Origin of the sequence: Pseudomonas sp. LS.1a (genome assembly GCF_022533585.1) — a bacterium.
Taxonomy (GTDB): domain Bacteria; phylum Pseudomonadota; class Gammaproteobacteria; order Pseudomonadales; family Pseudomonadaceae; genus Aquipseudomonas.
Genome location: NZ_CP092827.1, coordinates 545,193 through 571,844, shown reverse-complemented (window position 1 = coordinate 571,844; position 26,652 = coordinate 545,193). Strand labels below are relative to the sequence as shown.

Sequence of the window (26,652 nt, the reverse complement as noted above, 5' to 3'; positions counted from 1 at the left end):
TCCCCTGAAAATTCTCGACTGCCTGGACGGGCCCTTTCGCGGGTGAACCCGCTCCCACAGGTACTGCATCTACCTCAAGGCCTGTGGAGATCCTGTGGGAGCGGGTTTACCCGCGAAGAGGCCAGCCCAGACAACACATCACTCAAGCCTCAGTGCAAAGTCCGAGTCTCAATGGCCTGAGGCACAACGGTCGCAACACACAGCGCATAGTCCGTGGCCTGGATCAGGGTGTCTTCAAGGGAATGAATAACGTGGGGTGGATCGGGAACAATCTTAAGCATGGTGAGGTTCTGAATTGACTGGCTAGAACCGCCACTCATTACCTGCAGTGTGATGGGTGGCGACCACGTACAGGTCTGCAAGACCGGCAGAGAACGAAACCGGCAGGTTCGAAAACCTCCCGTACGCAGCCACCATCAAGCGCGCGCAATGGCATGCCATTGGCTATTGGTGATCGGTAATCGTTCTCTGAGCGGGCTTGCAGGCCCGGTCGCTGATTTGCCAACGACAGGGCCACACTAGGCCGCCAGGAACACCACCGCAATGGCTCAAGGGCGCTAGGAAGCTATTTCAGCAACGCCCTACGCGCAACGGGAAAAATCTGATTATTACCGGCGCGATTGAGGGGATGTCGCGGTAAACCTGTCAGCCCTTCACACACACCACCTGCCGCAAGGTGTGCACCACCTCCACCAGTTCCTGCTGCGCGCGCATCACCGCATCGATGTCCTTGTAGGCCATGGGTATCTCGTCGATTACCTCCTTGTCCTTGCGGCATTCCACATGCGCCGTGGCCCGCCGCTGGTCTTCCACGGTGAAGCGGCTCTTGGCCTTGGTCCGGCTCATCAACCGGCCGGCACCATGGCTGCAGGAACAGAACGCTTCCTCGTTGCCCAGCCCCCGTACGATGAAGCTCTTGGCCCCCATGGAACCTGGAATGATGCCCAGCTGCCCCTTCTGCGCCGACACCGCGCCCTTGCGCGTCACCAGCACCTCTCGGCCAAAATGCTGCTCGCGCTGCACATAGTTGTGGTGGCAGTTCACCGCTTCCAGGCTGGCCTCGAACGGTTTGCCCAGCGCCTTGCGCGCCGCACCGACCACCGCCAGCATCATCAGCTCGCGGTTCTGCCTGGCGTAGTCCTGCGCCCACTCCACCGCTTCGACGTAGTCGGCGAAATGGCGGCTGCCTTCCTCGAAGTACGCCAGGTCCTTGTCCGGCAGGTTGGCCAGGTGCTGGCGCATGTCGGCCTGGGCCAGTTCGATGAACAGGTTGCCAATGGCATTGCCCACGCCCCGGGAGCCGCTGTGCAACATGAACCAGACGCGGTCGGCCTCGTCCAGGCACACCTCGATGAAATGGTTGCCACCGCCCAGCGTCCCCAGGTGATGGCGGTTATTGGTCTTCTCCAGCCGCGGGTACTTGTCAGTGATGGCCTTGAAGCGCCCGGCCAGTTGCCCCCAGGCCTTGTCCGCCTTGGCTGGCACATCGGCCCAGGCGCCCTGGTCACGTTTGCCGAAGGTCTTGCCGTGTGGCACGGCGTGTTCGATGGCACTGCGCAGGCCATGCAGGTTGTCCGGCAGGTCGCGGGCGTGCAGCGACGTGCGCGCGGCGATCATGCCGCAGCCGATGTCCACACCGACCGCGGCGGGGATGATCGCGCCAACGGTGGGAATGACGCTGCCGATGGTCGAGCCCTTGCCCAGGTGCACGTCGGGCATCACTGCCAGGTGCTTGAAGATGAACGGCATCCTGGCCGTGTTGAGCAGTTGCTTGCGGGCGTCGTCTTCGACAGGTACGCCATCGGTCCACAACTTGACCGGCTTGCCGCCGGCGACCTGGAGAATGTTCATGGGGCTGTTCCTCGAATGCATACCGGCATGATACCGCCAAAGGTCGTAGGGCCGCGGGTTGCCAGTGGGGTGGCAATGTGCTGTATGCTTGGCCGGTCTTCAGGGCGGGGTGAAAGTCCCCACCGGCGGTAAATCGAAAGATGAGCCCGCGAGCGCCCCGGCCATGCCGGGGGTCAGCAGATCTGGTGAGACTCCAGAGCCGACGGTCATAGTCCGGATGAAAGAAGGCGTCAGGCAGGGGCCATCCGGGCGCCCCTGCGCGCGCATTTTGTTCGCCCCGAGACGTTCATCGATCATTCACGAGGAGCGTTTCATGTCCACCATGCACCACCCGCAATTCCCCAATGTCAGCGCCGCCATCGCCGCCTTCAAGGCCGGGCGCCCTGTGCTGCTGCTCGACGACGACGACCGCGAGGACGAAGCGGACATCATCGCCGCCGCCGAGAACATCTCGCTGCAGACCATGGCCATGATGATTCGCGATTGCAGCGGCATCGTCTGCCTGTGCCTGGACGAGGCCACCGTCGACGAACTGCAACTGGCACCCATGGTGCAGAACAACCAGGCCCGCCATGGCACCGGCTTCACCGTCACCATCGAGGCGGCGGAAGGTATCACTACCGGGGTTTCCGCCCAGGACCGCATCACTACCATAAGCGCGGCACTGCGCTCCACCGCGGAGCAGCGCCATATCGTCAGCCCGGGGCATGTGTTCCCGCTGCGCGCCCGCAATGGCGGGGTGCTGACCCGCCGTGGCCACACCGAAGGCTCGGTGGACCTGGCGCGCCTGGCCGGGTTGCGCCCGGCGGCGGTGCTGTGCGAACTGATGAACCCCGATGGCACGATGGCCCGTGGCGAGCAGGTGGCGGTGTATGCGCGGCAGTACAATTTGCCGGTGCTGACCATCGAGGAACTGGCGCGGTACCGTGAGGCCATGCTGGAGCGGGAAGCAGAGCCAGCCTGATCCACCGCACGGGGCCGCTTTGCGGCCCATTCGCGGGTAAACCCGCTCCCACAGGGACCGCGCAGGTTTGAAACCTGCGCAGTACCTGTGGGAGCGGGTTTACCCGCGAAGAGGCCGCAAGTCCAACCTCAGGCTGCCGGAAGTTTGCTCCCCCCGCCCCGCTCTGCTAGTGTCGCGCCGTTCTGAATGCCACCGAGACAGTCGCCATGGCCCGCAAAAAAGCCTCCCTCGATTTCGAGCAATCCCTCGCAGACCTGCAAGCACTGGTCGAGCGCCTGGAGAACGGCGAATTGTCGCTGGAAGAGTCGCTGGCCGCCTTCGAGCAAGGCATCGCCCTGACCCGTGATTGCCAGGGCGCCCTGGCCCAGGCCGAACAGAAGGTGCAGATCCTGCTGGAACGCGATGGCGAACTGGCTGCCCAGCCCTTCGACGCGGAGCCGGAAGCATGATCGGCACCTACCAGGCCAGCTGCCAGGCACGGGTCGACGCCGCCCTCGAACCGTTGTTCGTCGCCCCGACCAAGGAACTCGAACGCCTTTACGCCGCCATGCGCTACAGCGTGATGAACGGTGGCAAACGCGTCCGCCCGCTGCTGGCCTACGCGGCCTGCGAAGCCTTGGGCGCCCCGGCCGAACAGGCCAACGGCGCAGCCTGTGCGGTGGAACTGATCCACGCCTACTCGCTGGTGCATGACGACCTGCCGGCCATGGACGACGACGACCTGCGCCGCGGCCAGCCGACCACCCACAAAGCCTTCGACGAAGCCTGCGCGATCCTCGCCGGCGACGGTTTGCAGAGCCTGGCCTTCAGCGCCCTGCTCGACCCGCGCCTGAGCCCGCAGGCCGACAGCATTCGCCTGGCCATGGTCCAGGCCCTGGCCAAGGCGGCCGGCCCGGCAGGCATGGTCGGTGGCCAGGCCATCGACCTGGGCTCGGTGGGCCTGAAGCTGGACCAGCAGGCGCTGGAGTTCATGCACCGGCACAAGACCGGTGCGCTGATCGAAGCCAGCGTGCGCCTCGGTGCCCTGGCCAGCGCCCGCGCCGAACAGGCGCAACTGGATGCCCTGCAGACCTACGCGCAAGCCATCGGCCTGGCGTTTCAGGTGCAGGACGACATCCTTGATGTGGAAAGCGACACCGCCACCCTGGGCAAACGCCAGGGGGCTGATATCGCCCGTGACAAACCGACCTACCCGGCGCTGCTGGGCCTGGAAGCGGCCAAGGCCTATGCAATCGAACTGCGCGACCAGGCGCTGGTCGCACTGAGTGGGTTCGGCGACAAGGCCGAGCCGCTGCGGGCACTGGCACGCTACATCGTCGAACGCCGCAATTAAGCAACGACACCAATCCCTGTAGGAGCGGGTTTACCCGCGAATGCGATGTTGAGTTTACCGCCGCATTCGCGGGTAAACCCGCTCCCACAGGGGCCGCGTAACCCGTGGTTGAATGGGCAGTATTTCCTACAATGGGGTAAACTGCCGCCTCTTCACACACCTATAACGACTCGCCTGATGCCCACGACGTTTCAAGAGATCCCCCGCGAACGCCCGGTCACGCCGTTGCTCGACCGCGCTGACACGCCTGCCGGCCTGCGCCGGCTGGCCGAAGCCGACCTGGAGACCCTGGCCGACGAACTGCGCCAGGAACTGCTCTACACCGTGGGTCAGACCGGTGGGCATTTTGGTGCCGGCCTGGGCGTCATCGAGCTGACCATCGCCCTGCACTACGTCTTCGACACCCCCGACGACCGGCTGGTGTGGGACGTGGGTCACCAGGCCTACCCGCACAAGATCCTCACCGGGCGCCGTAACCGCATGCTCAGCCTGCGCCAGAAGGACGGCATCGCCGCCTTCCCGCGCCGCAGCGAGAGCGAGTACGACACCTTCGGCGTCGGCCACTCCAGCACATCGATCAGCGCCGCGCTGGGCATGGCCATTGCCGCCCGCCTGCAGAACAGCGCTCGCAAGTCGATCGCGGTGATCGGCGACGGCGCACTGACCGCCGGCATGGCCTTCGAGGCGTTGAACCACGCCCAGGAAGTCAACGCCGACATGCTGGTGATCCTCAACGACAACGACATGTCGATTTCGCGCAATGTCGGTGGCCTGTCCAACTACCTGGCCAAGATCCTCTCCAGCCGCACCTACGCGAGCATGCGCGAAGGCAGCAAGAAAGTGCTGTCGCGCCTGCCGGGCGCCTGGGAAATCGCCCGCCGCACCGAAGAGTACGCCAAAGGCATGCTGGTGCCGGGCACCCTGTTCGAAGAACTGGGCTGGAACTACATTGGCCCGATCGACGGCCACGACCTGCCGACCATGATCGCCACCCTGCGCAACATGCGTGACCTCAAGGGCCCGCAGTTCCTGCACGTGGTGACCAAGAAGGGCAAGGGCTTCGCCCCGGCCGAGCTCGACCCGATCGGCTACCACGCCATCACCAAGCTGGAGCCGGCCGACAAGCCCGCCGCACCGAAGAAAGCCAGCGGCCCGAAATACTCTGCGGTGTTCGGCCAGTGGCTGTGCGACATGGCCGCCGCCGACAACCGCCTGGTGGGCATTACCCCGGCAATGAAGGAAGGCTCCGACCTGGTCGATTTCAGCGAGCGCTACCCGGAGCGTTACTTCGACGTGGCCATCGCCGAGCAGCATGCCGTGACCCTGGCGGCCGGCATGGCCTGCGAGGGTAGCAAGCCGGTGGTGGCGATCTACTCCACCTTCCTGCAGCGCGCCTACGACCAGCTGATCCACGACGTGGCAGTACAGAACCTCGACGTGCTGTTCGCCATCGACCGCGCCGGCCTGGTCGGCGAAGACGGCCCGACCCACGCGGGCAGCTACGACCTGTCGTACCTGCGCTGCATCCCGGGCATGCTGGTGATGACCCCAAGCGACGAAAACGAGCTGCGCAAGATGCTCAGCACCGGCCACCTGTACAACGGCCCGGCGGCTGTGCGCTACCCACGTGGCACCGGCCCGAACGCGCCGATCAGCGGTGACCTGCAGCCGCTGGAAATCGGCAAGGGCGTGGTCCGTCGCCAGGGCGAGAAAGTCGCCTTGCTGGTGTTCGGCGTGCAACTGGCCGAGGCCATGCAGGTAGCTGAGCAGATCAACGCTACCGTGGTCGACATGCGTTTCGTCAAACCGCTGGACGAGGCACTGGTGCTGGAGCTGGCCGCAAGCCATGAGCTACTGGTGACCATCGAAGAGAACGCCATCATGGGCGGTGCCGGTGCGGCTGTTGGTGAGTTCCTGGCCAGCCAGGCGATCGTGAAACCGCTGCTGCATCTGGGGTTGCCGGACATCTATGTCGAGCACGCCAAACCTGCGCAGATGCTGGCTGAGTGTGGGCTGGATGCGGCCGGGATCGAGGCTTCGGTGAAGGCTCGGATGGCCAGGCTCGGGTTGTAATCCCTGGGGACGCCTTGCGCCCCTTTCACGACACAAGGCCGCTCCCACAAAGTGAGGTGCGACCCATTCCATGTGGGAGCGGCCTTGTGTCGCGATCGAGGGCGCAGCCCTCGCAAAAGCTCACTTGGACGTTGGCGCTTTAGCCTCGAGCAGCGCACACAAGCGCGCCGTAGCTTCGATCATCTGCCCACTGGGCCGCTCCAGGCCTTTGTCGGGTACCACCAGCAAACGATCATCGGCAACCGCACGCAATTGCGGCCAGGCCTTCCAGCTCGCCAGCTGCGCTTCATCACCCGCCAGAATGACCTGCGGGTTGCGCAGCAGCACAGATTCCACATTGACCTGCGGCGCCGGCTGGGTGAGATCGGCGAAGACGTTACGCGCCCCGCACACGGCCAGGGCATCGCTGACCACCTGCCGGCCACCGAGCGTATACAGCGGTCGATCCCATACCTGGTAGAACACCTGCAAAGGCTCGTCACGTCGATACTGCTGGCGCAGCTGCCGCAGCCGGTCACGCAGGGCCTGGGCATACCGATGGCCTTGGTCGGCACGGCCGATACGCCCGGCGATGGCTTCGATCTGCTCGATCAGCTGGTCGATATCATGGGGTTCGGCGCTGAAGGTGGCGATGCCCAGGCGCTTGAGCTGGTCGCGTTGGGCCGGTGGCACGCTGCCCGGCCACAGCAGCAACAGGTCGGGGCGCAGGCTGAGCAGGCGCTCCAGGTCCAGCTGCCCCTGGCGCCCCACCGAGGGCAGCCCGCGCAGCGCCGTCGGCCGTTCGCCACCGTCGAGCACACCTACCAGCAGATCATCGGCCTGCAGTTCGAGCATGATCTCGCTCATCGACGGGGCCAGGCTGACCACACGCAGGGGTTCGCCAGCCAGTGCGGAGCAGGCGAACAGCGCCAGCAGGCCGGGCAGCAGGCGCATCAGCCGAGCTGGCGGGGAATGCGATAGAGGTACAGCACCACCACGGAGGACAACGCCAGCAGGATCTGCGGCACCACCTCCAGGCCGACCAGCACCGACAGGGCGGCGACCCAGGCCGGGAAGCAGGCATACAGCATGGCCAGGCGCCGCACCCGCGCCAGTTCGATCCAGGCGGCTGGCTCTTCGCCAGTGCCGAGCACCTTGGAGGTGGCAATGAGGGCGTGCTTGTAGGCACCGAAGCGCGGCAAGCTAAGGAACATGGTCGCCGCGCCGGCAATGAACAGTGGCATGGCCAGCACCGAGGCCAGCGCATCACCGCCACCGAAGGCCCAGGCCATCACCGGCAGCGGCACCAGGCCCACCGCCAGGTACTGCCACCAGGCCAGCGCCAGGCGCCGCTTGACCTCGGCGCGGGTCACGCCTGGGGCACCTCGCCCTGGTGCTCGTTACCCAGCATGTGACCCAGCTTGCCGGCCTTGGTCGCCAGGTAGTAGCGGTTGTGCGGGTTGTGCCCGGTGTGCAGCGGTACGCGCTCGGCGACAACGATGTTCATGTCGGTCAGGGCTTTGACCTTGCGCGGGTTGTTGGTCATCAGGCGCAGCGACTTCACGCCCAGGTGCTCCAGCATCGGCAGGCACATGGCGTAGTCGCGCTGATCGGCGGCGAAGCCCAGGCGCTCGTTGGCCTCGACAGTGTCGGCGCCACCATCCTGCAACTCGTAGGCGCGAATCTTGTTCAGCAGGCCGATGCCACGGCCTTCCTGGCGCAGGTACAGCAGCACGCCACGGCCTTCACGGGCGATGGCTTGCAGCGCGGCTTCCAACTGCGAGCCGCAGTCGCAGCGCTGGCTGAACAGGGCATCGCCGGTCAGGCACTCGGAGTGCAGGCGCCCCAGCACCGGCTGGCCGTCCGCGATGTCACCCAGGCTGAGCACCACATGCTCACGGCCAGTGGCTTCGTCAAGGAAGCCATGCATGGTGAAGGTCGCGAAGGGAGTCGGGAGTTTAGAGGCGGCAACAAAGACGACGGGCACGTTGTGCTCCTGGAATAAGTTGAAAATTTCTCGTGGGCCGATTGTATCAGCAGGCTGGGGGATGTGGGCTGGCTGAATACCGTGGCTTAAGATCGAAAAGTTCGATGCTTAGCAGAGGTCTGTACTCAATCCTGTGGGAGCCCATGAAACGGGTTGTTCAATGCGGCTTGCTGTCCGGACTGAACGGATAAGGCTGCTGCCAGCGCTGGAAAATCGCCTTCAGCTCGCCACTGCGCACCAGTTCGGCCATGCGCTTGTCGAACAGGTCGCGCAGGGCCCGGGCCTGGTCGTTGCGGGCAAAGGCCAGGTACAGCGGCAGGTCGGCTACGTGGGTGCGGCGGAAGCGCTCGGGTTGGGAGGTCTGGCCGAGCACGTAGTCGACCTCGGTCAGGGCGTCGATGTAGAAGTCCACACGGTCATGCTCGAGCATCGGCAAGATGCCCTCACGACGCTGGACTTCACGGAACTCGTGCACGTTCGGCAGGTAGCTGCCGTAGTCGTAGCCACGCACCCAGGCCAGGCGGTACTTGCCCACGCTCTCCAGGGTAGGCACGGGCTTGCTGGCCAGCCCCAGGGCGTAGATATGGTCCATGTCGAAGTGCCAGCGCGGGTACAGGTTGTCGTCGTTCTCTTCCTTGTACGAGCCTACCCAGGCATCAGCCTCGCCACGCTTCACCAGTCCGATGGCACGGCTGTAGGGCGCGCTCTGGATCACCACCTTGACCCCGGCCGGCTCGAACACCTTGCGCAGCACGTCCCAGGCCACCCCGGTCCCGTCGGCGTTGGTGTAGTCGAGCCACTCCTCGCTGACCAGATGGATCTGCTTCGGCACACCCTCGGCAGCCGCCGCCCACGGGGCAAGGCTCAGCAGCATTGCCAGCAGCATCGCCCTCATGGCCATTTACGCACTCCCTGTATCAGGCAACCGCCCACACCAGAACCTGCATGCCCAACCAGGCAAACACGCCGGCCAGGATATCGTCGAGCATGATCCCGACGCCCCCATGCACATGGCGGTCGACCCAGCGGATCGGCCACGGTTTGAGGATGTCGAAGAAGCGGAACATCAGGAACCCCGCCAGCAGCCATTGCCAGCCTTCCGGCACCAGCCAGAGGGTTATCCACATGCCGACGATCTCGTCCCAGACAATGCCTTCGTGGTCATGCACGCGCAAATCATTGGCGACCTTGCCACAGAGCCAGAAGCCGAACAGCATGCTCACGCCCAGCAACAGCCAGTAGCCCCAGTCGGGCAGCATCTGCCACAGCGGGATGAACGGTATGGCCACCAGCGAGCCCCAGGTGCCCGGCGCCTTGGGCAAGGTACCGGAGCCGAAGCCGAAGGCGATGAAGTGCCACGGGTTGCGCCAGACCGAAGGCGGAACGAACTCCGCAGGCACCTGGTTGGGGTGATCGGTCACGGTGTCTCCCTAAAATGTTGATAGCCGCGTTGCCGCGGGGTGATGTCCTGACCCTGCCGGTCGCGCAGGCTGACCCCCTGCCCTTCGAGCACCCGCCCGATGACGTGGAATGCCGCCAGGCCTTGTGCCTGCAGGGATGAAAGCTCGCCTGGCGGCAAGGTGAACGCCAGCACATAGTCGTCGCCACCGGTCAGCGCCGCCTGTACGGCCGCCTCGGCGCCGAGGAAACCCTGCAAGGCGGATGACACCGGCACCTGCTCCAGGTTCACCTCGAGCGCCACGCGGGAGGCCTTGGCGATATGCCCGCAGTCGGCCAGCAGGCCGTCGGAAATATCCAGTGCCGAGGTGGCACGCCCGCGCAGCAGCTGGCCCAGGGCGAACTGCGGCGACGGCGACCAGTAATGGTCGAGCAACGGTTGCGCCAGCGCGGCATCGGCCTGGCGCTGGCCCAGTACCAGCGGCAAGGCCCCTGATGCGTTACCCAGCTCCCCCCCCACGCACAGCAGGTCGCCCGGGCGAGCGCCGTCACGGCGCAACGCCTGCCCCGCCGGCACCCGGCCGAATACGGTCATGGTGATGCTCAGGGGGCCACGGGTGGTGTCGCCACCGATCAGGCTCAGTTGGCAATGGCCGGCCATGCGGTTCAGGCCGCTGGCGTAGGCTTGCAGCCAGTCGGCGCTGACCTCGGGCAAGGTCAGGGCAAGGGTGAAACCGATGGGGGTAGCGCCCATGGCCGCCAGGTCGCTGGCCGCCACGGCCAGCGAGCGCTGGCCGAGCAACCACGGGTCGCACACAGCCGGAAAATGCACCCCGGCGACCAGGGTGTCAGTAGACACCGCCAGTTGCTCGCCGGCGGGAAGGCTCAGCAGGGCGCAGTCGTCGCCGATGCCCAGGGCCACACCTTCACCGCCCTGCGCACAAGGCGCGGCGGCGAAGTAATGGCTGATCAGCTCGAACTCACCCATGGTCCGCAAGCGCCAGGATCAGCGCTTGTTCGCCTTGACTTCTGCTTCGCGCAGGTTCGGGGCCAGCTTGTCCAGTACGCCGTTGACGAACTTGTGGCCGTCGGTGGCACCGAAGACCTTGGCCAGCTCGACACCTTCGTTGATCACCACGCGGTACGGTACGTCGACGCGCTTGATGAACTCCCAGGTGGACAGACGCAGCACGGCCAGCTCGACCGGGTCGAGCTCTTCCAGTGCCAGGTCCAGGCATGGCTTCAGGGCGCTGTCGATTTCGCTCTTGATCGCCGGGACCCCGTGCAGGATCTCGCGGAAATAAGCGCCGTCGACATCGGAGAAATCGTTATCGACCCGGAACTGCGCTTCGATCTCGTTCAGCGAATGCTGCGCCATGTGCCACTGGTACAGCGCCTGGGTCGCGAGCTTGCGGGCTTCGCGGCGCTTGGCGCTCTTCGAGGGCTTGCCGGCATCCGCAGGTTTTGGATCGCGCGGGTTGAAACGATCGCTTTCGTCGCTAATCACTTGGCCTCCAACTGCGCCAGCAGGCTGACCATTTCCAGAGCGGACAGGGCAGCTTCAGCACCTTTGTTGCCGGCCTTGGTGCCGGAACGCTCGATGGCTTGCTCGATGGAGTCGACGGTCAGTACGCCGAAGGCCACCGGAACACCGAACTCCATGGACACCTGGGCCAGGCCCTTGGTGCATTCGCCCGCCACGTATTCGAAGTGCGGGGTACCGCCACGAATCACCGCGCCCAGGGCGATGATCGCGTCGTAGGCGCCTTGCTGGGCGACCTTCTGTGCCACCAGCGGGATTTCGAATGCACCCGGGGCACGGATGATGGTGATGTCGCTTTCGCTGACACCGTGGCGTACCAGGGCATCAACGGCACCGCTTACCAGGCTTTCGACGACGAAGCTGTTGAAGCGGCCAACCACCAAAGCATAGCGACCTTTGGGGGCGATGAAGGTACCTTCGATGGTCTTCAGGGTCATTCCGATATTCTCATCTTCAAGAGCGAGGCCGCATGCTGGCGGCCTCGACAGGGGTATGGACTCGAGCTGGAGGGCGTCACTGCCGCCTCAAGTCACTCGGAGGGCACGTATTCTACAACTTCCAGATCGAATCCGGATATCGCGTTGAACTTCATCGGCGAACTCATCAGGCGCATCTTGCGCACGCCGAGGTCACGCAGGATCTGCGAACCGGCACCCACGGTGCTGTAGGTGGTCGGTGCCTTGGCCGGTGCATCGCCGGCGCTTTCGCGGATGTGCGCCAGCAGCACGTCGCCGTCCAGCGGGTGGCCCAGCAGCAATACCACGCCGCTGCCGGCCTCGGCCACGGCGGCCATGGCCGCGCGCAGGCTCCAGCGGCCCGGTTGCTTGACCAGCAGCAGGTCGCGCAGCGGGTCCATGTTGTGCACGCGCACCAGGGTCGGCTCTTCGGCGCAGATCTTGCCCAGGGTCAGGGCCATGTGCACGTCGCCTTCCACCGCGTCGCGGTAGGTGACCAGGTTGAACTCGCCCAGCTCGCTCTCCACCGGTTGCTCGGAGACGCGCTGCACGGTGCGCTCGTGGATCATGCGGTAGTGGATCAGGTCGGCGATGGTGCCGATCTTCAGGCCGTGCTCGGCGGCGAACACTTCCAGCTCGGCACGGCGCGACATGGTGCCGTCGTCGTTCATCACTTCGCAGATCACGCCGCTCGGCTCGAACCCGGCCATGCGCGCCAGGTCGCAGGCGGCTTCGGTGTGGCCGGCACGGGCCAGGGTACCGCCAGGCTGGGCCATCAGCGGGAAGATGTGGCCAGGGCTGACGATGTCTTCGGCCTTGGCATCCTTGGCGGCGGCCGCCTGCACGGTGCGCGCGCGGTCAGCGGCGGAGATGCCGGTAGTGACACCTTCGGCGGCTTCGATCGACACGGTGAACTTGGTACCGAAGCCCGAGCCGTTGCGCGGCGCCATCAGCGGCAACTTCAGCGTTTCGCAACGCTCGCGGGTCATCGGCATGCAGATCAGGCCACGGGCATGCTTGGCCATGAAGTTGATGTGCTCGGGCAGGCAGCACTCGGCTGCCATGATGATGTCGCCTTCGTTTTCGCGGTCTTCGTCATCCATGAGGATGACCATTTTGCCCTGGCGAATGTCTTCGACCAGTTCTTCGATGCTGTTGAGCGCCACGCGGCACCCCCTTCTCAATCAGGATTTCAAGAAGCCGTTGGCGGCCAGGAAGCTTTCGGTAATGCCACTGCCCTTGCTCGGTTCGGCGGCCTTGTCACCCAGCAGCAAACGCTCCAGGTAACGGGCCAGCAGGTCGACCTCAAGGTTCACCCGACGCCCTGCACGGTAGTCGGCCATGATGGTTTCGGACAGGGTGTGCGGGACAATGGTCAGCTCGAACTCGGCGCCATTGACCTCGTTGACCGTCAGGCTGGTGCCGTCGACGGTGATCGAACCCTTGTGGGCGATGTACTTGGCCAGCTCCTTCGGTGCACGCACGCGGAACTGGATGGCGCGGGCGTTATCGCTGCGCGAGATGATTTCGCCGACCCCGTCGACGTGGCCGCTGACCAGGTGCCCGCCCAGCCGGGTGGTGGGGGTCAGGGCTTTTTCCAGGTTGACCTTGCTGCCACTCTTGAGGTCGATGAAGGCGGTTCGCTTGAGGGTTTCGACACTGACGTCGGCCCAGAAGCCGTCACCCGGCAGTTCGACGGCGGTCAGGCACACGCCGTTGACGGCGATGCTGTCGCCGAGCTTGACGTCACCCAGGTCGAGCTTGCCGGTTTCGACGTAGACGCGCACGTCGCCACCCTTGGGGGTCAGGCTGCGGATGGTGCCGATGGATTCGATGATGCCGGTGAACATGGGGTCTTCCTCAAAAACGGTTTGCGCGGGGCAAGCCTGGCATTATACGCCGGGCGCCGGCAGGGGGATGGCCGTGACCCGCCAGTCATCGCCCACTGCGCGCATTTCGGTAATTTTCAGTCGCGGCGCTTCGCTCATCCTGTCCAGTGGCCAGTCCAGCAGCGGGCGGGCCCGGGAACCGAGGAAGGTGCCGGCGACGAACAACTGGTACTCGTCGACCAGGCCTTGCCGGGCAAAGGCGCCGGCCAGGCCGGCACCGGCTTCCAGCAGGATTTCGTTGACGCCACGAGCCGCCAGGGCCTGCAGCAGCGCCGGCAGGTCTACCTGCCCATTGTCGCCCGGCAGGCTGAGCAGTTCGTGGCCGGCAGCGGCATAGCGCGGGTCATCTGCGACAGCGGTCACCACCAGGGCCGGGCCGGCCTGGAAGAATGGTGCATCCAGCGGCACGCGCAGGCGGCCATCGACCAGCACGCGCAGCGGTGTGCGGCTGAGTGCCAGTGCGGTGGTTTCGGCATCCAGGCCCAGTTCGGCACCACGTACGGTCATCCGCGCGTTATCGGCCAACACGCTGGCGGCGCTGGTCAGCACCACGCTGGAACGGGCGCGCAGGCGCTGCACCGCCGAGCGGGCGGCCGGGCCGGTGATCCATTGGCTTTCGCCACTGGCCATGGCGGTGCGGCCATCCAGGCTCATGGCCAGCTTGGCGCGAACGAACGGCAGGCCATGTTCCATGCGCTTGAGGAAACCGGGGTTGAGTGCCCGGGCCTCGGCCTCGAGCACGCCGCTGGCCACTTCGATGCCGGCCTCGGCCAGGCGCCGCAGGCCCTGCCCCGCCACTTGCGGGTTAGGGTCCTGCATGGCGGCCACTACCCGCGCCACGCCGGCCTTGACCAGCGCTTCGGCGCACGGCGGCGTGCGGCCATGGTGGCTGCAGGGCTCAAGGGTGACATAGGCACAGGCGCCACGAGCACGCTCACCGGCCTGGCGCAGGGCATGCACCTCGGCATGCGGCTCGCCGGCGCGCACATGCCAGCCTTCGCCGACCACCTCGCCATCGCGCACGATCACGCAGCCTACGCGCGGGTTCGGGTGGGTGGTGTACAGGCCCTTGCGCGCCAGCTCCAGCGCGCGGGCCATGTAGTGGGCGTCGAGGATGGCAGCTTGGCTGGGCATGTTCACTCTTTAGCCGGCTCGCGGGCCAGGCGGTCGATTTCTTCGCGGAACTCGTCGAGGTCCTGGAAGCGCCGGTAAACCGAGGCAAAACGGATATAGGCCACTTCGTCGAGCTTGCGCAGCTCGGCCATGACCATTTCACCCACCACCAGCGATTTGACTTCGCGCTCACCGGTGGCACGCAGGCGGCTCTTGATATGCGCCAACGCCGCTTCCAGGCGCTCGACGCTGACCGGGCGCTTTTCCAGTGCCCGCTGCATGCCGGCACGCAGCTTATCCTCGTCGAAGGGTTGGCGCGTGCCGTCCTGCTTGATCAGCCGGGGCAGCACCAGCTCAGCGGTTTCGAAGGTGGTGAAGCGCTCACCGCAGGCGACGCATTCGCGGCGGCGGCGCACCTGCTCGCCCTCGGCGACGAGGCGAGAGTCGATGACCTTGGTGTCGTTGGCACCGCAAAAGGGACAGTGCATGGTGGCAGGCAACAAAAAAAGGGAGGGCCATGGTAGCGCATCCCACTGGCAAGACAAGCCAAAGGGGTTAACATCCATGGGAAATCTGCCCGTGAAGGACTACCCCATGCACTACCGAGCGCTCGTCGTGCTGTGCTGCGCCGCCCTGCTCGCCGCCTGCGGCAGCGACAGGCCAAAGCCCGACACCCCTCCGGCCCCCACGCCCGCCCGCGCGGCCAAGCCGGCCGAAGTACTGGGCCCGCTGCCGGCCTACCAGCGCGAGCTGAGCGGCACCTTGCTGGAGATCCCGGCCGGTGCCGACGTGGAGCTGGCCTTGCTGGTCATCGACGAACGCGACCGCCCACAACGCCTGCTGGCCAGCAGCAACCTGACCGGCACTGGCCAGGCCCTGCCCTACCACTTGCGCTTCAACCCCGAGGCCTTCCCCGCCGGTGCCCGGGTCGAGCTGCGTGGCCGCGCCAGCCGCTCCGGCCAGCTGATCATGCACCTGCCGCCGGTGCGCATTACCCAGGCCCAGACCCAGGCCATCGGCCCGCTGCGTTTCGAGAAGGCGCCGTAAGTGGCGCCGCTAGCCCTGCAACAGGCCCTCAGCGGCCTGATCGGCGAAGCGCGCCTGGTCATCAGCGAACTGCCCGGCTGCGACCTGAAGCTGTGGCTGATCGACGACCAGAACATGGACCGTGCTTTCAGCAGCGAGGAGACCCGGCGCATTCTTGAAGACCCGCCCTACTGGAGCTTCTGCTGGGCCAGCGGCCTGGCCATGGCGCGCTACCTGGCCGAGCGCCCGGAGTGGGTAGCCGGCAAGCGCGTGCTGGACTTTGGCGCCGGCTCCGGTATCGCCGGCATTGCCGCCGCCCGCGCCGGTGCGCTGGAAGTGGTGGCCTGTGACCTCGACCCGCTGGCCCTCGATGCTTGCCGCGCGAACGCCGCGCTGAACGGGGTAGAACTGGGTTACAGCCATGACTTCTTCGCCGAAGACGACCGCTTCGACCTGATCCTGGTTGCCGATGTGCTGTACGACCGCGCCAACCTGCCGCTGCTGGATGCCTTCCTCGGGCGCGGGCGCCAGGCGCTGGTGGCCGACTCGCGGGTACGCGACTTCAGCCACCCGCTGTACCAGCCGTTGGGCGTGCTGGAAGCGCTGACCCTGCCGGACCTGGCCGAGCCGCACGAATTCCGCCGGGTCAGCCTGTACCACGCCAGTCGCGACACCTTATAGTGGTGCAATTCACCAGTTTGCGAGAGTCGCGATGACCCAAGACACGCCTTACATTTTCGACGCCACCGATGCCACCTTCCAGCAACTGGTAATCGAGAACTCCTTCCACAAGCCGGTGCTGGTGGACTTCTGGGCCGAGTGGTGTGCGCCGTGCAAGGCACTGATGCCACTGCTGGCGAAGATCGCCGAGGGTTACCAGGGCGAGCTGCTGCTGGCCAAGATCAACTGCGACGTGGAGCAACAGGTGGTTGCCCAGTTCGGCATCCGCAGCCTGCCGACCGTGGTGCTGTTCAAGGACGGTCAACCGGTGGACGGCTTTGCCGGTGCACAGCCGGAGTCGGCGATCCGCGCCATGCTCGAACCGCACGTGCAACTGCCTGCCGCGCCCGTTGCTTCGCCGCTGGAACAAGCCAAGGCGCTGTTTGCCGAAAGCCGTTTTGCCGAGGCCGAAGCGCTGCTGCAGGCGCTGCTGGGTGAGGACAACAGCAATGCCGAGGCGCTGATCCTGTACGCCCGCTGCCTGGCCGAGCGCGGGGAGTTGGGTGAAGCCCAGGTGGTGCTGGATGCGGTCAAGACCGACGAGCACAAGGCTGCGTTGGCCGGGGCCAAGGCTCAGCTGACCTTCCTGCGCCAGGCCGCCAGCCTGCCAGAAGTGGCCGACCTGAAAAGCCGACTGGCGCAGAACCCGCAGGATGACGAGGCGGCCTATCAGCTGAGCATCCAGCAACTGGCTCGCCAGCAGTATGAGGCGGCGCTGGAGGGGTTGCTGAAGCTGTTCCAGCGTAACCGTGGTTATGAGAACGGGTTGCCGCAAAAGGCGTTGCTGCAAGTGTTCGAGTTGCTGGGTGGGGATCACCCGCTGGTCAGCGTGTATCGTCGCAAGTTGTCGGCGGCGATGTTCTGACCTGAAGTTATCTGCGAGGGCACGCCCGCTCCCACAGGGTACGCACTGTACTCACTGTGGTAGCGGGCATGCCCGCGAATGAGGCCAGCACAGGCAATAGAGATCTATCCCACCCAGTGATACACCGGCGCGTCCACGCCGCTTTCCACCTTCACATCACTGCTGTGCCGCAACCGCACCAACAGCCGTTTACCCGCCGCCGTACTCCCCGCCAGCCCCTCCAACCGATCCAGCAATTCCGGCCCGCTCATCTGCCCTGCCAGGCGCAACACCTCACGAGCCGCAGTCCATTGCCCATCATCCTGACGAGTTGTCGCCAAGGGTTCCGCTGCTGCGGTCTGCGCCACCGCAGGCAATTCGATCTGCCGCCCCAGTTGCACCCACTCTTCCGGCGCCAGCTCGATGGTCAGATCCACAGGCCAATCACCAATCTGTCCACGAATTCTCATGCTGCATACCTTGAACCCAAGTCAATGCCACCATGCTACCCCAACATGAAACCTGAGCCACGCAGACTGGCAGCACGCGGAAAAGTTGTTATAACATAACCCAATCTTCCCGCCCGCTCCGGAGTCGTCCATGCGTCGCCTGTTGCTCGCCCTGCCCATCGCCTTGCTACCCCTGGCCCATGCCCACGCTGATGACCATGATCATGACCACGCCCATGGCACCCTCGGTGCCCACGAGCATGGCGTGGCCAAGCTCAACGCAGTGCTCGATGGCAACACCCTGGAGCTGGAGCTGGACAGCCCGGCCATGAACCTGGTCGGCTTCGAACACGCCGCCAACAGCGACGCCGACAAGGCCAAGGTCGCGGCGGTGCGCCAGCAGCTCGAGCAACCACTGAAGCTGTTCGGCCTGCCCGCTGCCGCCGGCTGCAAGGAAGACCAGCAGGAACTGGAAAGCCCGCTGTTCGGTGACGCCCCGAAAACCGACGACGACGGTGACGAGCACGAGCACGAGCACAGCCACCCGCACAGCGACATCGGCGCCCACTACCAGCTGACCTGCGCCAACCCAGACAAACTGGTACAGGTGGACCTCGCGCCGCTGTTCAAGGCCTTCCCGGCCACCCAGAAAATCAACGTGCAACTAATCGGCCCCAATGGCCAGAAAGGTGTGGAAACCACGCCGGCCAAGGCCGCGGTCGCGTTCTGAATGCGCCAGCCGTTGATCGAACTGCATGACCTGGTGTTCGCCTGGCCAGGCCAGCCCGCGCTGCTGGACATTCCGGCATTCCGCCTGGAGGCTGGCGAGGCCCTGTTTCTCAAGGGCCCCAGCGGCAGTGGCAAGACCACGTTGCTGGGCCTGCTGGGCGGGGTGAACGTGCCGGGCCAGGGCCGTATCCAGTTGCTCGGCCAGGACCTCGGCCGCCTGGGCCAAGGCGCCCGTGACCGATTCCGGGTCGACCACACCGGTTACATCTTCCAGCAGTTCAACCTGCTGCCGTTCCTCTCGGTACGCGAAAACGTCGAGCTGCCCTGCCGTTTCTCGCGCAGCCGCAAGGCCCGCGCCGAGCAGCGCCATGGCAGCGTCGACCAGGCGGCCAGCACGCTGCTGGCCCACCTGGGGCTGGGCGACCCCGCCCTGCTCGCCCGCCGCGCCGACAGCCTGTCGATCGGCCAGCAACAACGGGTTGCCGCCGCCCGCGCACTGATCGGCCAGCCCGAACTGGTGATCGCCGACGAACCAACCTCGGCGCTGGATACCGACGCCCGCGAAGCGTTCATCCGCCTGCTGTTCGATGAATGCCGCGCCGCCGGTGCCAGCCTGCTGTTCGTCAGCCACGACCAGAGCCTGGCGCCGCTGTTCGACCGCCACCTGTCGCTGGTCGAACTCAACCGTGCCGCCAAGCCCCGGGAGGCCTGATGTACCTGCTCCGCCTTGCCCTGGCCAGCCTGGCCAACCGCCGTTTCACCGCATTCCTCACCGCCTTTGCCATTGCCCTGTCGGTGTGCCTGCTGCTGGCCGTGGAACGGGTCCGTACCGAGGCCCGGGCCAGCTTCGCCAGCACCATCAGCGGTACAGACCTGATCGTCGGTGCCCGCTCCGGCTCGGTGAACCTGCTGCTGTACTCGGTATTCCGTATCGGCAACGCCACCAACAACATCCGCTGGGACAGCTATGAGCACTACGCCAAGGACCCGCGGGTAAAATGGGCCATCCCCATCTCGCTGGGCGACTCGCACCGCGGTTATCGGGTGATGGGCACTACCGGCGACTACTTCAGCCATTACCAGTACGGTCGCCGCCAGCACCTGGAATTGAGCCAGGGTCGCGCGTTTGCCGATGATCCGTTCGAGGTGGTGCTCGGTGCCGAAGTGGCCGAGGCGTTGCACTACAAGCTGGGCGACAAGCTGGTGCTGGCACATGGCGTCGCCGCGATCAGCCTGGTCAAGCACGATGACAAGCCATTCACCGTGGTCGGTGTGCTCAAGCGCACCGGCACGCCGGTCGACCGCACGCTGCATATCAGCCTGGGCGGCATGGAGGCCATCCACGTCGACTGGCACAACGGCGTGCCGGCCCGCGGCGCCGGGCGTATCAGCGCCGAGCAGGCACGGAGCATGGACCTGCAACCTGCCGCCATTACTGCATTCATGCTCGGCCTGAACAGCAAGATCGCGACATTCAGCCTGCAGCGGGAGATCAATGAATACCGCAGCGAGCCGTTGCTGGCGATCCTGCCCGGGGTAGCCCTGCAGGAGCTGTGGAGCCTGATGGGCACTGCGGAACAGGCGTTGTTCGTGGTTTCGCTGTTCGTGGTGCTGACCGGCCTGATCGGCATGCTCACGGCGATTCTCACCAGCCTCAACGAACGCCGCCGGGAGATGGCGATACTGCGCTCGGTTGGCGCCAGGCCATGGCATATCGCAGGGCTGCTGGTGCTGGAGGCGCTGTCGCTGGCGGCGGTCGGGATCGGCGCCGGGCTTGGCTTGCTGTATGCGGGTATCGCGCTGGCCCAGGGGTATGTACAGGCCAACTATGGTTTGTATTTGCCGCTGGCCATGCCAAGCGCTCATGAATGGATGTTGCTGGCTATTATCCTGGGGGCTGCTCTGCTGATGGGCAGCGTGCCGGCGTGGCGGGCCTATCGGCAGTCGCTGGCCGATGGCTTGTCCATTCACCTCTGAGGGCGTGCAATGATCCACTACCTCACTGCCTTCTTCGCGGGCGCGCCCGCTCCCACAGGTTCTTCACACGGTTCCATGCCTGCGGTGAACCCTGTGGGAGCGGGCATGCCCGCGAAAAGGCCAGCACTGCACACGCTGCTGATCCTGCTGCTGACAGTAGCGATGCCTCTGTGGGCCTCGGAACCCCGCGAACTGGACTGGCCCGCCCTTATCCCCGAAGGCGCCCCGGTCATCCCGCCCCAACTCGCGCCGCTGCACGACATGTCGCAGCTCAGCAACGCCCTGTCCGCCGAATCCGCCCCACCGGCGCGCCAGCAGGTCCCCGCCGCCCCGGTGGTGAAAAGCCTCGATGGCCAGCAGATCAAACTACCCGGCTACATCGTGCCGCTGGAAGTGAGCGAAGAAGGCCGCACCACCGAATTCCTGCTGGTCCCCTACTACGGCGCGTGCATCCACGTGCCACCACCGCCCTCGAACCAGATCGTGCACATTTTCAGCGAGATGGGCGTGCGCATCGAAGACCTCTACCAACCCTACTGGATCGAGGGAAAGCTGCAGGTTAGAGCATCCAGCAGCGAACTGGCCGACGCTGGATACCAGATGGAAGCCGAGAAAATATACGCTTACGAGCTGAAGTGAGATCTGTTTCGAATTCGTGAAGACGCTTCTTTGAGCTGGGTCAAACTTTCTGTTTAACCGCATCCGTACCATTGGACTACTCGATTACTCACGTCCTTTGGGAGCTTCCATGAACAAGTCCTTGCTCAGCGCCGCCCTCGCGGCCCTGGCGCTCGCTGCCCCTGTCGCCCACGCCCACCAGGCAGGCGATGTCATCGTCCGTGCCGGTGCCATCACCACCGCTCCCAACGAAAGCAGCGGCGACCTGAAATTCGACGGCAACAAAGTCTCGGGCACCAAGGCGACCCTGGACAGCGACACCCAGCTGGGCCTGACCTTCGCCTACATGCTCACCGACCACATCGGCCTGGAACTGCTGGCAGCCACCCCGTTCAAGCACACCGTCGGCGTCAAAGGCCTGGGCGGCGGCCTGGACGGCAAGCTGGCCGACATCAAGCAACTGCCACCGACCCTGTCGCTGCAGTACTACCCGATGGAGCCGACTTCCAGGTTCCAGCCGTATGCCGGCGTCGGCATCAACTACACCCTGTTCTTCGATGAAGACCTCAGTAGTGCACGCAAGCAGCAGGGCTTCAGCAACCTGAAGCTGCAGGACTCGGTCGGCATCGCCGGCCAGCTGGGCATGGACTACATGATTACCGACAATCTGCTGGTCAACGCCTCGGTCTGGTACGTCGACATCGACACCAAGGCCAGCGTCAACGGCCCGTCCGCACTGGGCTACAGCAAGACCAAGGTCGACGTCGAAGTCGACCCGTGGGTGTACATGGTCGGCCTTGGCTACAAGTTCTGACCCGAACACTGCAGGGCGGCTTCGGCCGCCCTCGCTCGTTGCAACCCTAGCCAATACCCCAGCGCGACCGCGCTGATGCCCATCCCAAGCCCACACACCGCTGCCCAACCCCAATGGGCATACACCCAGCTCGCCAGTACCGCGCCAAGCCCACTGCCAAGCGAATAGCAGCACATGTAGGCGCCGATCAACCGGCTGGCCATTGCGCCACGCCCGGCCAGCAACAGGCTCTGGTTGGTGACATGCACCGCCTGCACGGCAAAGTCCAGCATCAGCACACCCAGCCCGAAGGCCAGCAGTGAATGCCCGACGAAAGCCGTAGGCAGCCATGACAGCACCAGCAGCACCAGCGCCAACCCGGTGGTGCGCTCCGCCAACCCCTGGTCGGCCAGGCGACCGGCGCGCGCTGCCGCCAATGTGCCGGCAACACCCGCCAGGCCGAACAGACCGATCTCGGTATGGCTCAGCGCCAATGGCGCGGCACTCAGGGGCATGACCATGGCACTCCACAGCACGCTGAACGCGGCGAAGATCAATACGCCGAACAGCCCACGCTGACGCAGCAACCGATCGTGCTGATACAGCCTGAACTGGGCAACGATCAGCGCCCGGTAGCCAGACCGCAGCGTCACCGGCTGCCCCGTGGGCAGGCTGCGCCACAGCACCAGGGCCAGTAGCATCAGCAGCCCTGCGGCAAACAGGTACACGCTGCGCCAGCCGGCCAGGTCGGCAAGCCCGCCCGAGACCAGACGCGCCAGCAGAATGCCCAGCACCACGCCGCTGGTGACGCTGCCCACGGCCTGCCCTTGCTGCCCGGGGGCGGCAAGGCTCGCTGCATGCGCCACCATCACCTGCACCATGACCGCCATCAGCCCGGTGATGGCCAGGGCCAGCAGCAGTAGCGCCCAGGTCGGCGCCATGCCAACACCAACCAGCGCCAGGGTCGAGAACAGCAACTGCCCGAGCAACAGGCGCTTGCGGTCGATCAGGTCCCCCAGCGGCACGATCAGCAACAACCCCAGCGCATAGCCCGCCTGGGTCGCGCCAACTACCCAGCCGATCTGCTGCTGCGCCACGCCCAGGTCGGCGGCCATCGATTCGAGCAAAGGCTGGGCGAAATACACGGTCGCCACGGCCATGGCGCTGGTGGTGGCCAGCAACAGGGTTATCCAGCGTGTCAGCGTAGGGGTCATCGGGCTGGCCTCGTCAATCTGGTTTCGAATTGAAACTACATGCTGGCTATTTAGCAAATGTGGTTTTAATCTGCAACCAGATGATCATGAAAGGCCCCGTCCATGCTCGATGAAAACAATGCGCAATGCCCCGTGGCCCGGGCCCTGGAGGTGCTGGGAGACCGTTGGGCGTTAATGATCCTGCGCGATGCCTTCGATGGCCTGCGGCGCTTCAGTGAATTCCAGAAGAACCTGGGGCTGGCGAAGAATATCCTCGCCTCTCGGCTCAAGTGGCTGGTGGAAAGCGGGCTGCTGACGCTGCAGCCTGCGTCGGATGGCAGTGCCTACAAGGAATATGTGCTGACCGAGAAAGGACGATCGGTGTTCCCGGTGGTGGTTGGCTTGAGGCAGTGGGGGGAGCGGTTTCTGTTCGAGGCAGGTGAAGTGCGTTCGGAGTTGGTGGATGGCGATACCGGGCAGGCGCTGGAAACACTGCAGGTGCGGGCCCGGGATGGGCGGGTGCTGGCGGCCGGGGATTGCCTGCGAAAAGTGGTGCGGCATCGATGATTCCGGGGCCGCTGTGCGGCCCTTTCGCGACGCAAGGCCGCTCCCACATGGACCGGACATGTTTGGCTTTACGCGATCTCTGTAGGAGCGGCCTTGTGTCGCGATAGGGGGCGCAAAGCACCCCCAAGGATTTCAGCCCTTGCCCAGAAGCCGCGCCAGGCCCTCGACAATCGGCGTCGCCTGCGGAAACTCGAACCGCGCCAGCAAACGCTGGTTATCCGCCCGCGAATGGCGAATGTCACCCGAGCGTGCCGGCACATAGCTGACCGCCGGCAAGCTACCCACCACTTTCTCCAGCGCCGCCAGCAGCTGGTTAAGCGACGTGGCCTGGTTGAGGCCGATATTCACCGCGCCCTCTTCGACCTGCGGCTGCTCCAGCGCCTGCACCATCACCTGTACCAGGTCGCCCACGTAGAGGAAGTCCCGGGTCTGCTCGCCATCGCCGAACACCGTAATCGGCAAACCCTGCACAGCACGCTCGGAGAAGATGCTGATCACCCCGGAATACGGCGAAGACGGGTCCTGGCGCGGCCCGAAGATATTGAAGAAGCGGAACACCACAGGCTCCAGGCCATGCTGGCGACGGTAGAAGTCCAGGTACTGCTCACTGGCCAGCTTGTCCACGGCATAGGGGGTCAGCGGCGCCTTGGGGGTGTCTTCGGCAATCGACTCGCCTTCGCCATTGTTGCCGTACACCGCAGCACTGGAGGCGAACAACACCCGGCGCAGGCCATGCACGCGCATGGCTTCGCACACATTGAGGGTGCCGATGAAATTGCTCTGATGGGTCCGCACCGGGTCCTCGACCGAGGCCTGCACCGAGGCCACCGCCGCCAGGTGCACCACAGCACTGCAACCAGCCGCAACCTGCGTGACCAGCCCGGCATCGGCGACATCGCCTTCAACCAGTTCCAGCCGTGGGTGGCCGACCTGCAGGTTGCCCCGCTGGCCAGTGGAGAAGTCGTCGAGAATGCGTACTGCGTAGCCTTTGTCCAACAACGCATCGCACAGGTGGGAGCCAATGAAGCCGGCACCGCCGGTGATCAGGATGGGGGCGTCAGCCATGGCGGTAGAACCGGTCCAGTAGGGGCGGCAGGCCGGCGCGCCAGGCGCGCGGCTTGATGCCGAAGGTATGAAGGATTTTCTTGCAGGCCAGTACCGCGTGCTGCGGCTCTTCGCTGGCATCCGGGCGCGCGGCATGGGCCTGCGGCGTCGGTGCCTGCACGGCCAGCTGACGGTATTGGCCGGCCTCGGCGAGGATCGCCTGGCCTAGCGCCAGCGGCGTGGTCGCCTCGTTGCCGGCGTAATGGTAGGTGCCCCACAGCGGCGCGCTGCAATCGAGTTGCTTGAGCACCGACAGTATCACCCGGGCGGCGTCGTCGACCGGCGTCGGGTTGCCGCGCCGGTCATCGGCCAGCAGCAGCTCCTGGGGTTGCTCGGCACGGGTCAGGAAGCGCCCCAGCGACCCATCGATGCTTTCGTCGAGCAGCCAGCCAAAGCGTAGCAGCACGTGTTGCGGGCAAGCCGCGCGCACGCTCTGCTCGATGCGCCACAGGGCCTGGCCACGCAGGCCCAGCGGCACCGGCTCGTCCTTTTCGCTATAGGCCGTGGCCCGCGAACCATCGAACACCCGGTAGCTGGAAGGCTGCACCAGGGTGATCTGGTGGTGCTGGCACAGCTCCGCCAACCGCTCCACCGCCCGCTCCTGTTGAGCCAGGCGTTGCTCGCTGACCGACTCGGCCTGGAACCAGTCGAAGTAATAGGCCAGGTTGACCAGGGCATCGGGGCGATGATCGTCGAGCAGCTGGGTGAGGCTGGCCGGCGTCCAGCCGTTCTCGGGCGGGCGCGGCGCCAGGAATGCGATGTCCTCCTCGGCCCCAAGACGAATCAGCGCTTGCCCGAGGGCATTGCCACCACCCAACAGCATTAGGCGCATACGCATAGAGTCAGCAGATCCGGAGAGGTTGATTGAAGGAAAGGGCTCATTTTGCGGTTTCTGGGCGGGGAAGTCCAACGTGGGCCATAGCCATTGCAAGCCAAACCATTGCAGACTTGGGCCGCCCGGAGGCAAAGGACTGACCTGTTCTGTGTGGAGGTTGCTCCAGGCATCGGGTTTTATGATGACAACTTCGGCCCTGGAGCCGGCTGGTTGTTCATGCTGGCCTGCGCTGTACCGTTCGTTTCGGCTCTGGTCTCATAAAGCCGCTGCTGGTCATTATCTGCATCATCATGGCAATCAAACTGCTACTCGATACGGGAACTCCACTCGGCGAATGGCTCAAGCAATTCCTCCAGAGGCCCCATGCACTTGCAAACGGAATCTTCTCAGCGCCTGAAATGGCAGTTTGACGAACTCGCCCCAGGCAAAGAACTGTTCATCGACGAAGTATTTGGAAACTACCAGCAACAAGCCCGCTTGCTGGTCCCCGATATCGAACGCGCAGCGCCGGCATTCGTCCTGGGGGGCGCACGCTCCGACTTTACCCGGCTCAATCCACTGCTCTATCGCCTGCAGGCCGCAGGCATTGGTTCCCTCACTGCCAATCTGTCAGGTCATAGCCTCGCCAGTGAGCCAGGCGCAGTGTCACCCTCACTGGCTACCAACCTTGATGAAGCACGGCGTTTCCACGCGCATATCGCGCTTCGCTGTCGGACGATAATAGGCCACAGCCTGGGCGCGGCTATAACGCTGAAACTTGCAGCACAGTTGCCGCAAGTGGACAGCATCGTGCTGATCTGCCCGGCGGTCTATCCAGACCGTGCTCACAAGGTACCGTTCGGCCCGGCATTCACGGCCGCGATCAGAGAACCCTATGGTTTTCTCGATTGTGACAGTTACGCCTTCCTCAAGCGGTTCCAAGGCAGAGTTCTGATGGTAATTGGCGAGTATGACGGGCTGAACTCACAACGATTTGGCAAAGATCCGGGCACTAGCGCAGGTAACCTGTGGCTGGCCGGCGCCGAGCGCTACAGCCCGATTCCTGAAGAAGTTACCCAGGCCCTGATGCAATCAGTTTCAGCGTCGCGTTTGCAATGCCTGTTTCTTACAGACTGCGACCATGGCATCGCCGCCCACTTACGCAGTACGCCAGCGATTGCCGATCAGGTTGCGAGCGCCGTGGAAAACTTCATCCTCGACGACGCCTGACGC

31 protein-coding genes, 1 pseudogene and 1 riboswitch are annotated in these 26,652 nt (G+C 65.0%); of the genes and pseudogenes, 15 read left to right on the top strand and 17 right to left on the bottom strand.

Features of this window, described 5'->3' with window-relative positions:
• Positions 1-645: 645 nt before the first annotated feature.
• Positions 646-1,851, bottom strand: coding sequence for an RtcB family protein (locus tag MKK04_RS02590; RefSeq protein ID WP_207832760.1), 1,206 nt, complete (start codon positions 1,849-1,851; stop codon positions 646-648).
• Between the two features lie 91 nt (positions 1,852-1,942).
• Positions 1,943-2,084: riboswitch (FMN riboswitch) on the top strand.
• Positions 2,085-2,164: 80 nt separating this feature from the next.
• Between MKK04_RS02590 and ribB the strand changes: the two genes are divergently transcribed.
• The 4 genes from ribB (at position 2,165) to dxs (ending at position 6,221) form a co-directional block, all read left to right on the top strand.
• Positions 2,165-2,815, top strand: coding sequence for a 3,4-dihydroxy-2-butanone-4-phosphate synthase (gene ribB, locus MKK04_RS02585; protein ID WP_207832758.1), 651 nt, complete (start codon positions 2,165-2,167; stop codon positions 2,813-2,815).
• A gap of 206 nt (positions 2,816-3,021) precedes the next feature.
• Positions 3,022-3,264, top strand: coding sequence for an exodeoxyribonuclease VII small subunit (locus MKK04_RS02580; protein WP_003255380.1), 243 nt, complete (start codon positions 3,022-3,024; stop codon positions 3,262-3,264).
• Positions 3,261-4,148: a (2E,6E)-farnesyl diphosphate synthase gene (gene ispA, locus MKK04_RS02575; RefSeq protein WP_233688208.1), complete on the top strand. Its 888-nt coding sequence runs from the start codon at positions 3,261-3,263 to the stop codon at positions 4,146-4,148. Before MKK04_RS02580 ends, ispA begins: the two co-directional genes overlap by 4 nt.
• 177 nt (positions 4,149-4,325) lie before the next feature.
• Positions 4,326-6,221, top strand: coding sequence for a 1-deoxy-D-xylulose-5-phosphate synthase (gene dxs / locus MKK04_RS02570; protein ID WP_063911072.1), 1,896 nt, complete (start codon positions 4,326-4,328; stop codon positions 6,219-6,221).
• Between the two features lie 120 nt (positions 6,222-6,341).
• On the opposite strand, the gene MKK04_RS02565 is transcribed toward dxs, so the two are convergent.
• The 12 genes from MKK04_RS02565 to nrdR all read right to left on the bottom strand — a co-directional run bounded on the left by MKK04_RS02565 (position 6,342) and on the right by nrdR (position 15,073).
• Positions 6,342-7,154 carry a cobalamin-binding protein gene (locus tag MKK04_RS02565; protein ID WP_233694717.1) on the bottom strand — a complete coding sequence of 271 codons (813 nt, stop codon included), beginning with the start codon at positions 7,152-7,154 and terminating at the stop codon, positions 6,342-6,344.
• On the bottom strand, positions 7,154-7,573 hold the full coding sequence (locus tag MKK04_RS02560; protein WP_063911070.1) for a hypothetical protein: 420 nt from the start codon (positions 7,571-7,573) through the stop codon (positions 7,154-7,156). The genes MKK04_RS02565 and MKK04_RS02560 overlap by 1 nt, the downstream gene beginning before the upstream one ends.
• A complete protein-coding gene (gene ribA, locus MKK04_RS02555) occupies positions 7,570-8,187 on the bottom strand; it encodes a GTP cyclohydrolase II (RefSeq protein ID WP_003260612.1) in 618 nt (205 codons plus the stop codon). Before ribA ends, MKK04_RS02560 begins: the two co-directional genes overlap by 4 nt.
• Before the next feature lie 157 nt (positions 8,188-8,344).
• The gene (locus MKK04_RS02550; RefSeq protein ID WP_241106201.1) at positions 8,345-9,088 is read right to left on the bottom strand and encodes a substrate-binding periplasmic protein; all 744 of its coding nucleotides are present in this window, start codon (positions 9,086-9,088) and stop codon (positions 8,345-8,347) included.
• A gap of 16 nt (positions 9,089-9,104) precedes the next feature.
• Positions 9,105-9,608, bottom strand: coding sequence for a phosphatidylglycerophosphatase A family protein (locus MKK04_RS02545; RefSeq protein WP_004376077.1), 504 nt, complete (start codon positions 9,606-9,608; stop codon positions 9,105-9,107).
• Positions 9,605-10,573 (bottom strand): thiamine-phosphate kinase, encoded by a 969-nt coding sequence (gene thiL / locus MKK04_RS02540; RefSeq protein ID WP_241106200.1) that lies wholly within the window; start codon positions 10,571-10,573, stop codon positions 9,605-9,607. The genes MKK04_RS02545 and thiL overlap by 4 nt, the downstream gene beginning before the upstream one ends.
• An 18-nt stretch (positions 10,574-10,591) precedes the next feature.
• A complete protein-coding gene (gene nusB, locus MKK04_RS02535) occupies positions 10,592-11,092 on the bottom strand; it encodes a transcription antitermination factor NusB (protein ID WP_013970674.1) in 501 nt (166 codons plus the stop codon).
• Positions 11,089-11,565, bottom strand: coding sequence for a 6,7-dimethyl-8-ribityllumazine synthase (gene ribH / locus MKK04_RS02530; RefSeq protein ID WP_003255395.1), 477 nt, complete (start codon positions 11,563-11,565; stop codon positions 11,089-11,091). Before ribH ends, nusB begins: the two co-directional genes overlap by 4 nt.
• Positions 11,566-11,657: 92 nt before the next feature.
• Complete coding sequence (gene ribBA / locus MKK04_RS02525; protein WP_016484697.1) at positions 11,658-12,749, bottom strand: bifunctional 3,4-dihydroxy-2-butanone-4-phosphate synthase/GTP cyclohydrolase II; 1,092 nt, start codon at positions 12,747-12,749, stop codon at positions 11,658-11,660.
• 18 nt (positions 12,750-12,767) lie between these two features.
• Complete coding sequence (locus MKK04_RS02520) at positions 12,768-13,433, bottom strand: riboflavin synthase (protein ID WP_003255399.1); 666 nt, start codon at positions 13,431-13,433, stop codon at positions 12,768-12,770.
• A 42-nt stretch (positions 13,434-13,475) separates the two neighbouring features.
• Positions 13,476-14,606: a bifunctional diaminohydroxyphosphoribosylaminopyrimidine deaminase/5-amino-6-(5-phosphoribosylamino)uracil reductase RibD gene (ribD, locus tag MKK04_RS02515; protein WP_207832747.1), complete on the bottom strand. Its 1,131-nt coding sequence runs from the start codon at positions 14,604-14,606 to the stop codon at positions 13,476-13,478.
• Positions 14,607-14,608: 2 nt separating this feature from the next.
• Complete coding sequence (gene nrdR, locus MKK04_RS02510; RefSeq protein WP_009685710.1) at positions 14,609-15,073, bottom strand: transcriptional regulator NrdR; 465 nt, start codon at positions 15,071-15,073, stop codon at positions 14,609-14,611.
• Between the two features lie 106 nt (positions 15,074-15,179).
• On the opposite strand from nrdR, the gene MKK04_RS02505 reads away from it, so the two are divergent.
• The 3 genes from MKK04_RS02505 to trxA are packed head-to-tail and all read left to right on the top strand — an operon-like array spanning position 15,180 to position 17,196.
• Positions 15,180-15,632, top strand: coding sequence for a YbaY family lipoprotein (locus MKK04_RS02505; RefSeq protein ID WP_063911066.1), 453 nt, complete (start codon positions 15,180-15,182; stop codon positions 15,630-15,632).
• On the top strand, positions 15,633-16,292 hold the full coding sequence (locus MKK04_RS02500; protein WP_207832744.1) for a class I SAM-dependent methyltransferase: 660 nt from the start codon (positions 15,633-15,635) through the stop codon (positions 16,290-16,292). It abuts the gene before it with no gap.
• A gap of 31 nt (positions 16,293-16,323) precedes the next feature.
• Positions 16,324-17,196, top strand: a complete 873-nt coding sequence (trxA, locus tag MKK04_RS02495; protein ID WP_207832743.1) for a thioredoxin — start codon at positions 16,324-16,326, stop codon at positions 17,194-17,196.
• 104 nt (positions 17,197-17,300) lie between these two features.
• Here trxA and MKK04_RS02490 read toward each other — a convergent pair whose 3' ends face one another.
• Complete coding sequence (locus MKK04_RS02490; RefSeq protein ID WP_207832742.1) at positions 17,301-17,645, bottom strand: hypothetical protein; 345 nt, start codon at positions 17,643-17,645, stop codon at positions 17,301-17,303.
• A 130-nt stretch (positions 17,646-17,775) separates the two neighbouring features.
• On the opposite strand from MKK04_RS02490, the gene MKK04_RS02485 reads away from it, so the two are divergent.
• The 5 genes from MKK04_RS02485 to MKK04_RS02465 all read left to right on the top strand — a co-directional run bounded on the left by MKK04_RS02485 (position 17,776) and on the right by MKK04_RS02465 (position 21,762).
• On the top strand, positions 17,776-18,354 hold the full coding sequence (locus MKK04_RS02485) for a DUF2796 domain-containing protein (protein ID WP_233688214.1): 579 nt from the start codon (positions 17,776-17,778) through the stop codon (positions 18,352-18,354).
• Complete coding sequence (locus MKK04_RS02480; RefSeq protein WP_233688215.1) at positions 18,355-19,065, top strand: ABC transporter ATP-binding protein; 711 nt, start codon at positions 18,355-18,357, stop codon at positions 19,063-19,065. It abuts the gene before it with no gap.
• Positions 19,065-20,330, top strand: coding sequence for an ABC transporter permease (locus tag MKK04_RS02475; RefSeq protein WP_063911060.1), 1,266 nt, complete (start codon positions 19,065-19,067; stop codon positions 20,328-20,330). Before MKK04_RS02480 ends, MKK04_RS02475 begins: the two co-directional genes overlap by 1 nt.
• Before the next feature lie 126 nt (positions 20,331-20,456).
• On the top strand, positions 20,457-20,969 hold the full coding sequence (locus MKK04_RS02470) for a DUF3299 domain-containing protein (RefSeq protein WP_241106782.1): 513 nt from the start codon (positions 20,457-20,459) through the stop codon (positions 20,967-20,969).
• A 109-nt stretch (positions 20,970-21,078) separates the two neighbouring features.
• The gene (locus MKK04_RS02465) at positions 21,079-21,762 is read left to right on the top strand and encodes an OmpW/AlkL family protein (protein WP_063911057.1); all 684 of its coding nucleotides are present in this window, start codon (positions 21,079-21,081) and stop codon (positions 21,760-21,762) included.
• Here the strand turns inward: MKK04_RS02465 and MKK04_RS02460 are convergent.
• Positions 21,750-22,955: an MFS transporter gene (locus tag MKK04_RS02460; protein ID WP_241106199.1), complete on the bottom strand. Its 1,206-nt coding sequence runs from the start codon at positions 22,953-22,955 to the stop codon at positions 21,750-21,752. The genes MKK04_RS02465 and MKK04_RS02460 overlap by 13 nt on opposite strands.
• A gap of 102 nt (positions 22,956-23,057) precedes the next feature.
• On the opposite strand from MKK04_RS02460, the gene MKK04_RS02455 reads away from it, so the two are divergent.
• Complete coding sequence (locus MKK04_RS02455) at positions 23,058-23,501, top strand: winged helix-turn-helix transcriptional regulator (RefSeq protein ID WP_063911055.1); 444 nt, start codon at positions 23,058-23,060, stop codon at positions 23,499-23,501.
• A gap of 132 nt (positions 23,502-23,633) precedes the next feature.
• On the opposite strand, the gene MKK04_RS02450 is transcribed toward MKK04_RS02455, so the two are convergent.
• Entirely contained in the window at positions 23,634-24,566 is a 933-nt protein-coding gene (locus MKK04_RS02450; RefSeq protein WP_063911054.1) for an NAD-dependent epimerase/dehydratase family protein, read from the bottom strand.
• Positions 24,559-25,443, bottom strand: a complete 885-nt coding sequence (locus MKK04_RS02445) for a sugar nucleotide-binding protein (RefSeq protein WP_196176555.1) — start codon at positions 25,441-25,443, stop codon at positions 24,559-24,561. The genes MKK04_RS02450 and MKK04_RS02445 overlap by 8 nt, the downstream gene beginning before the upstream one ends.
• Positions 25,444-25,539: 96 nt before the next feature.
• Between MKK04_RS02445 and MKK04_RS26555 the strand changes: the two are divergent.
• A pseudogene (locus MKK04_RS26555) lies at positions 25,540-25,850 on the top strand (hypothetical protein); the annotation flags it as partial.
• Positions 25,804-26,649 (top strand): alpha/beta hydrolase, encoded by an 846-nt coding sequence (locus MKK04_RS02440; protein ID WP_207832736.1) that lies wholly within the window; start codon positions 25,804-25,806, stop codon positions 26,647-26,649. The pseudogene MKK04_RS26555 and the gene MKK04_RS02440, both read left to right, overlap by 47 nt.
• Positions 26,650-26,652 lie beyond the last annotated feature (3 nt).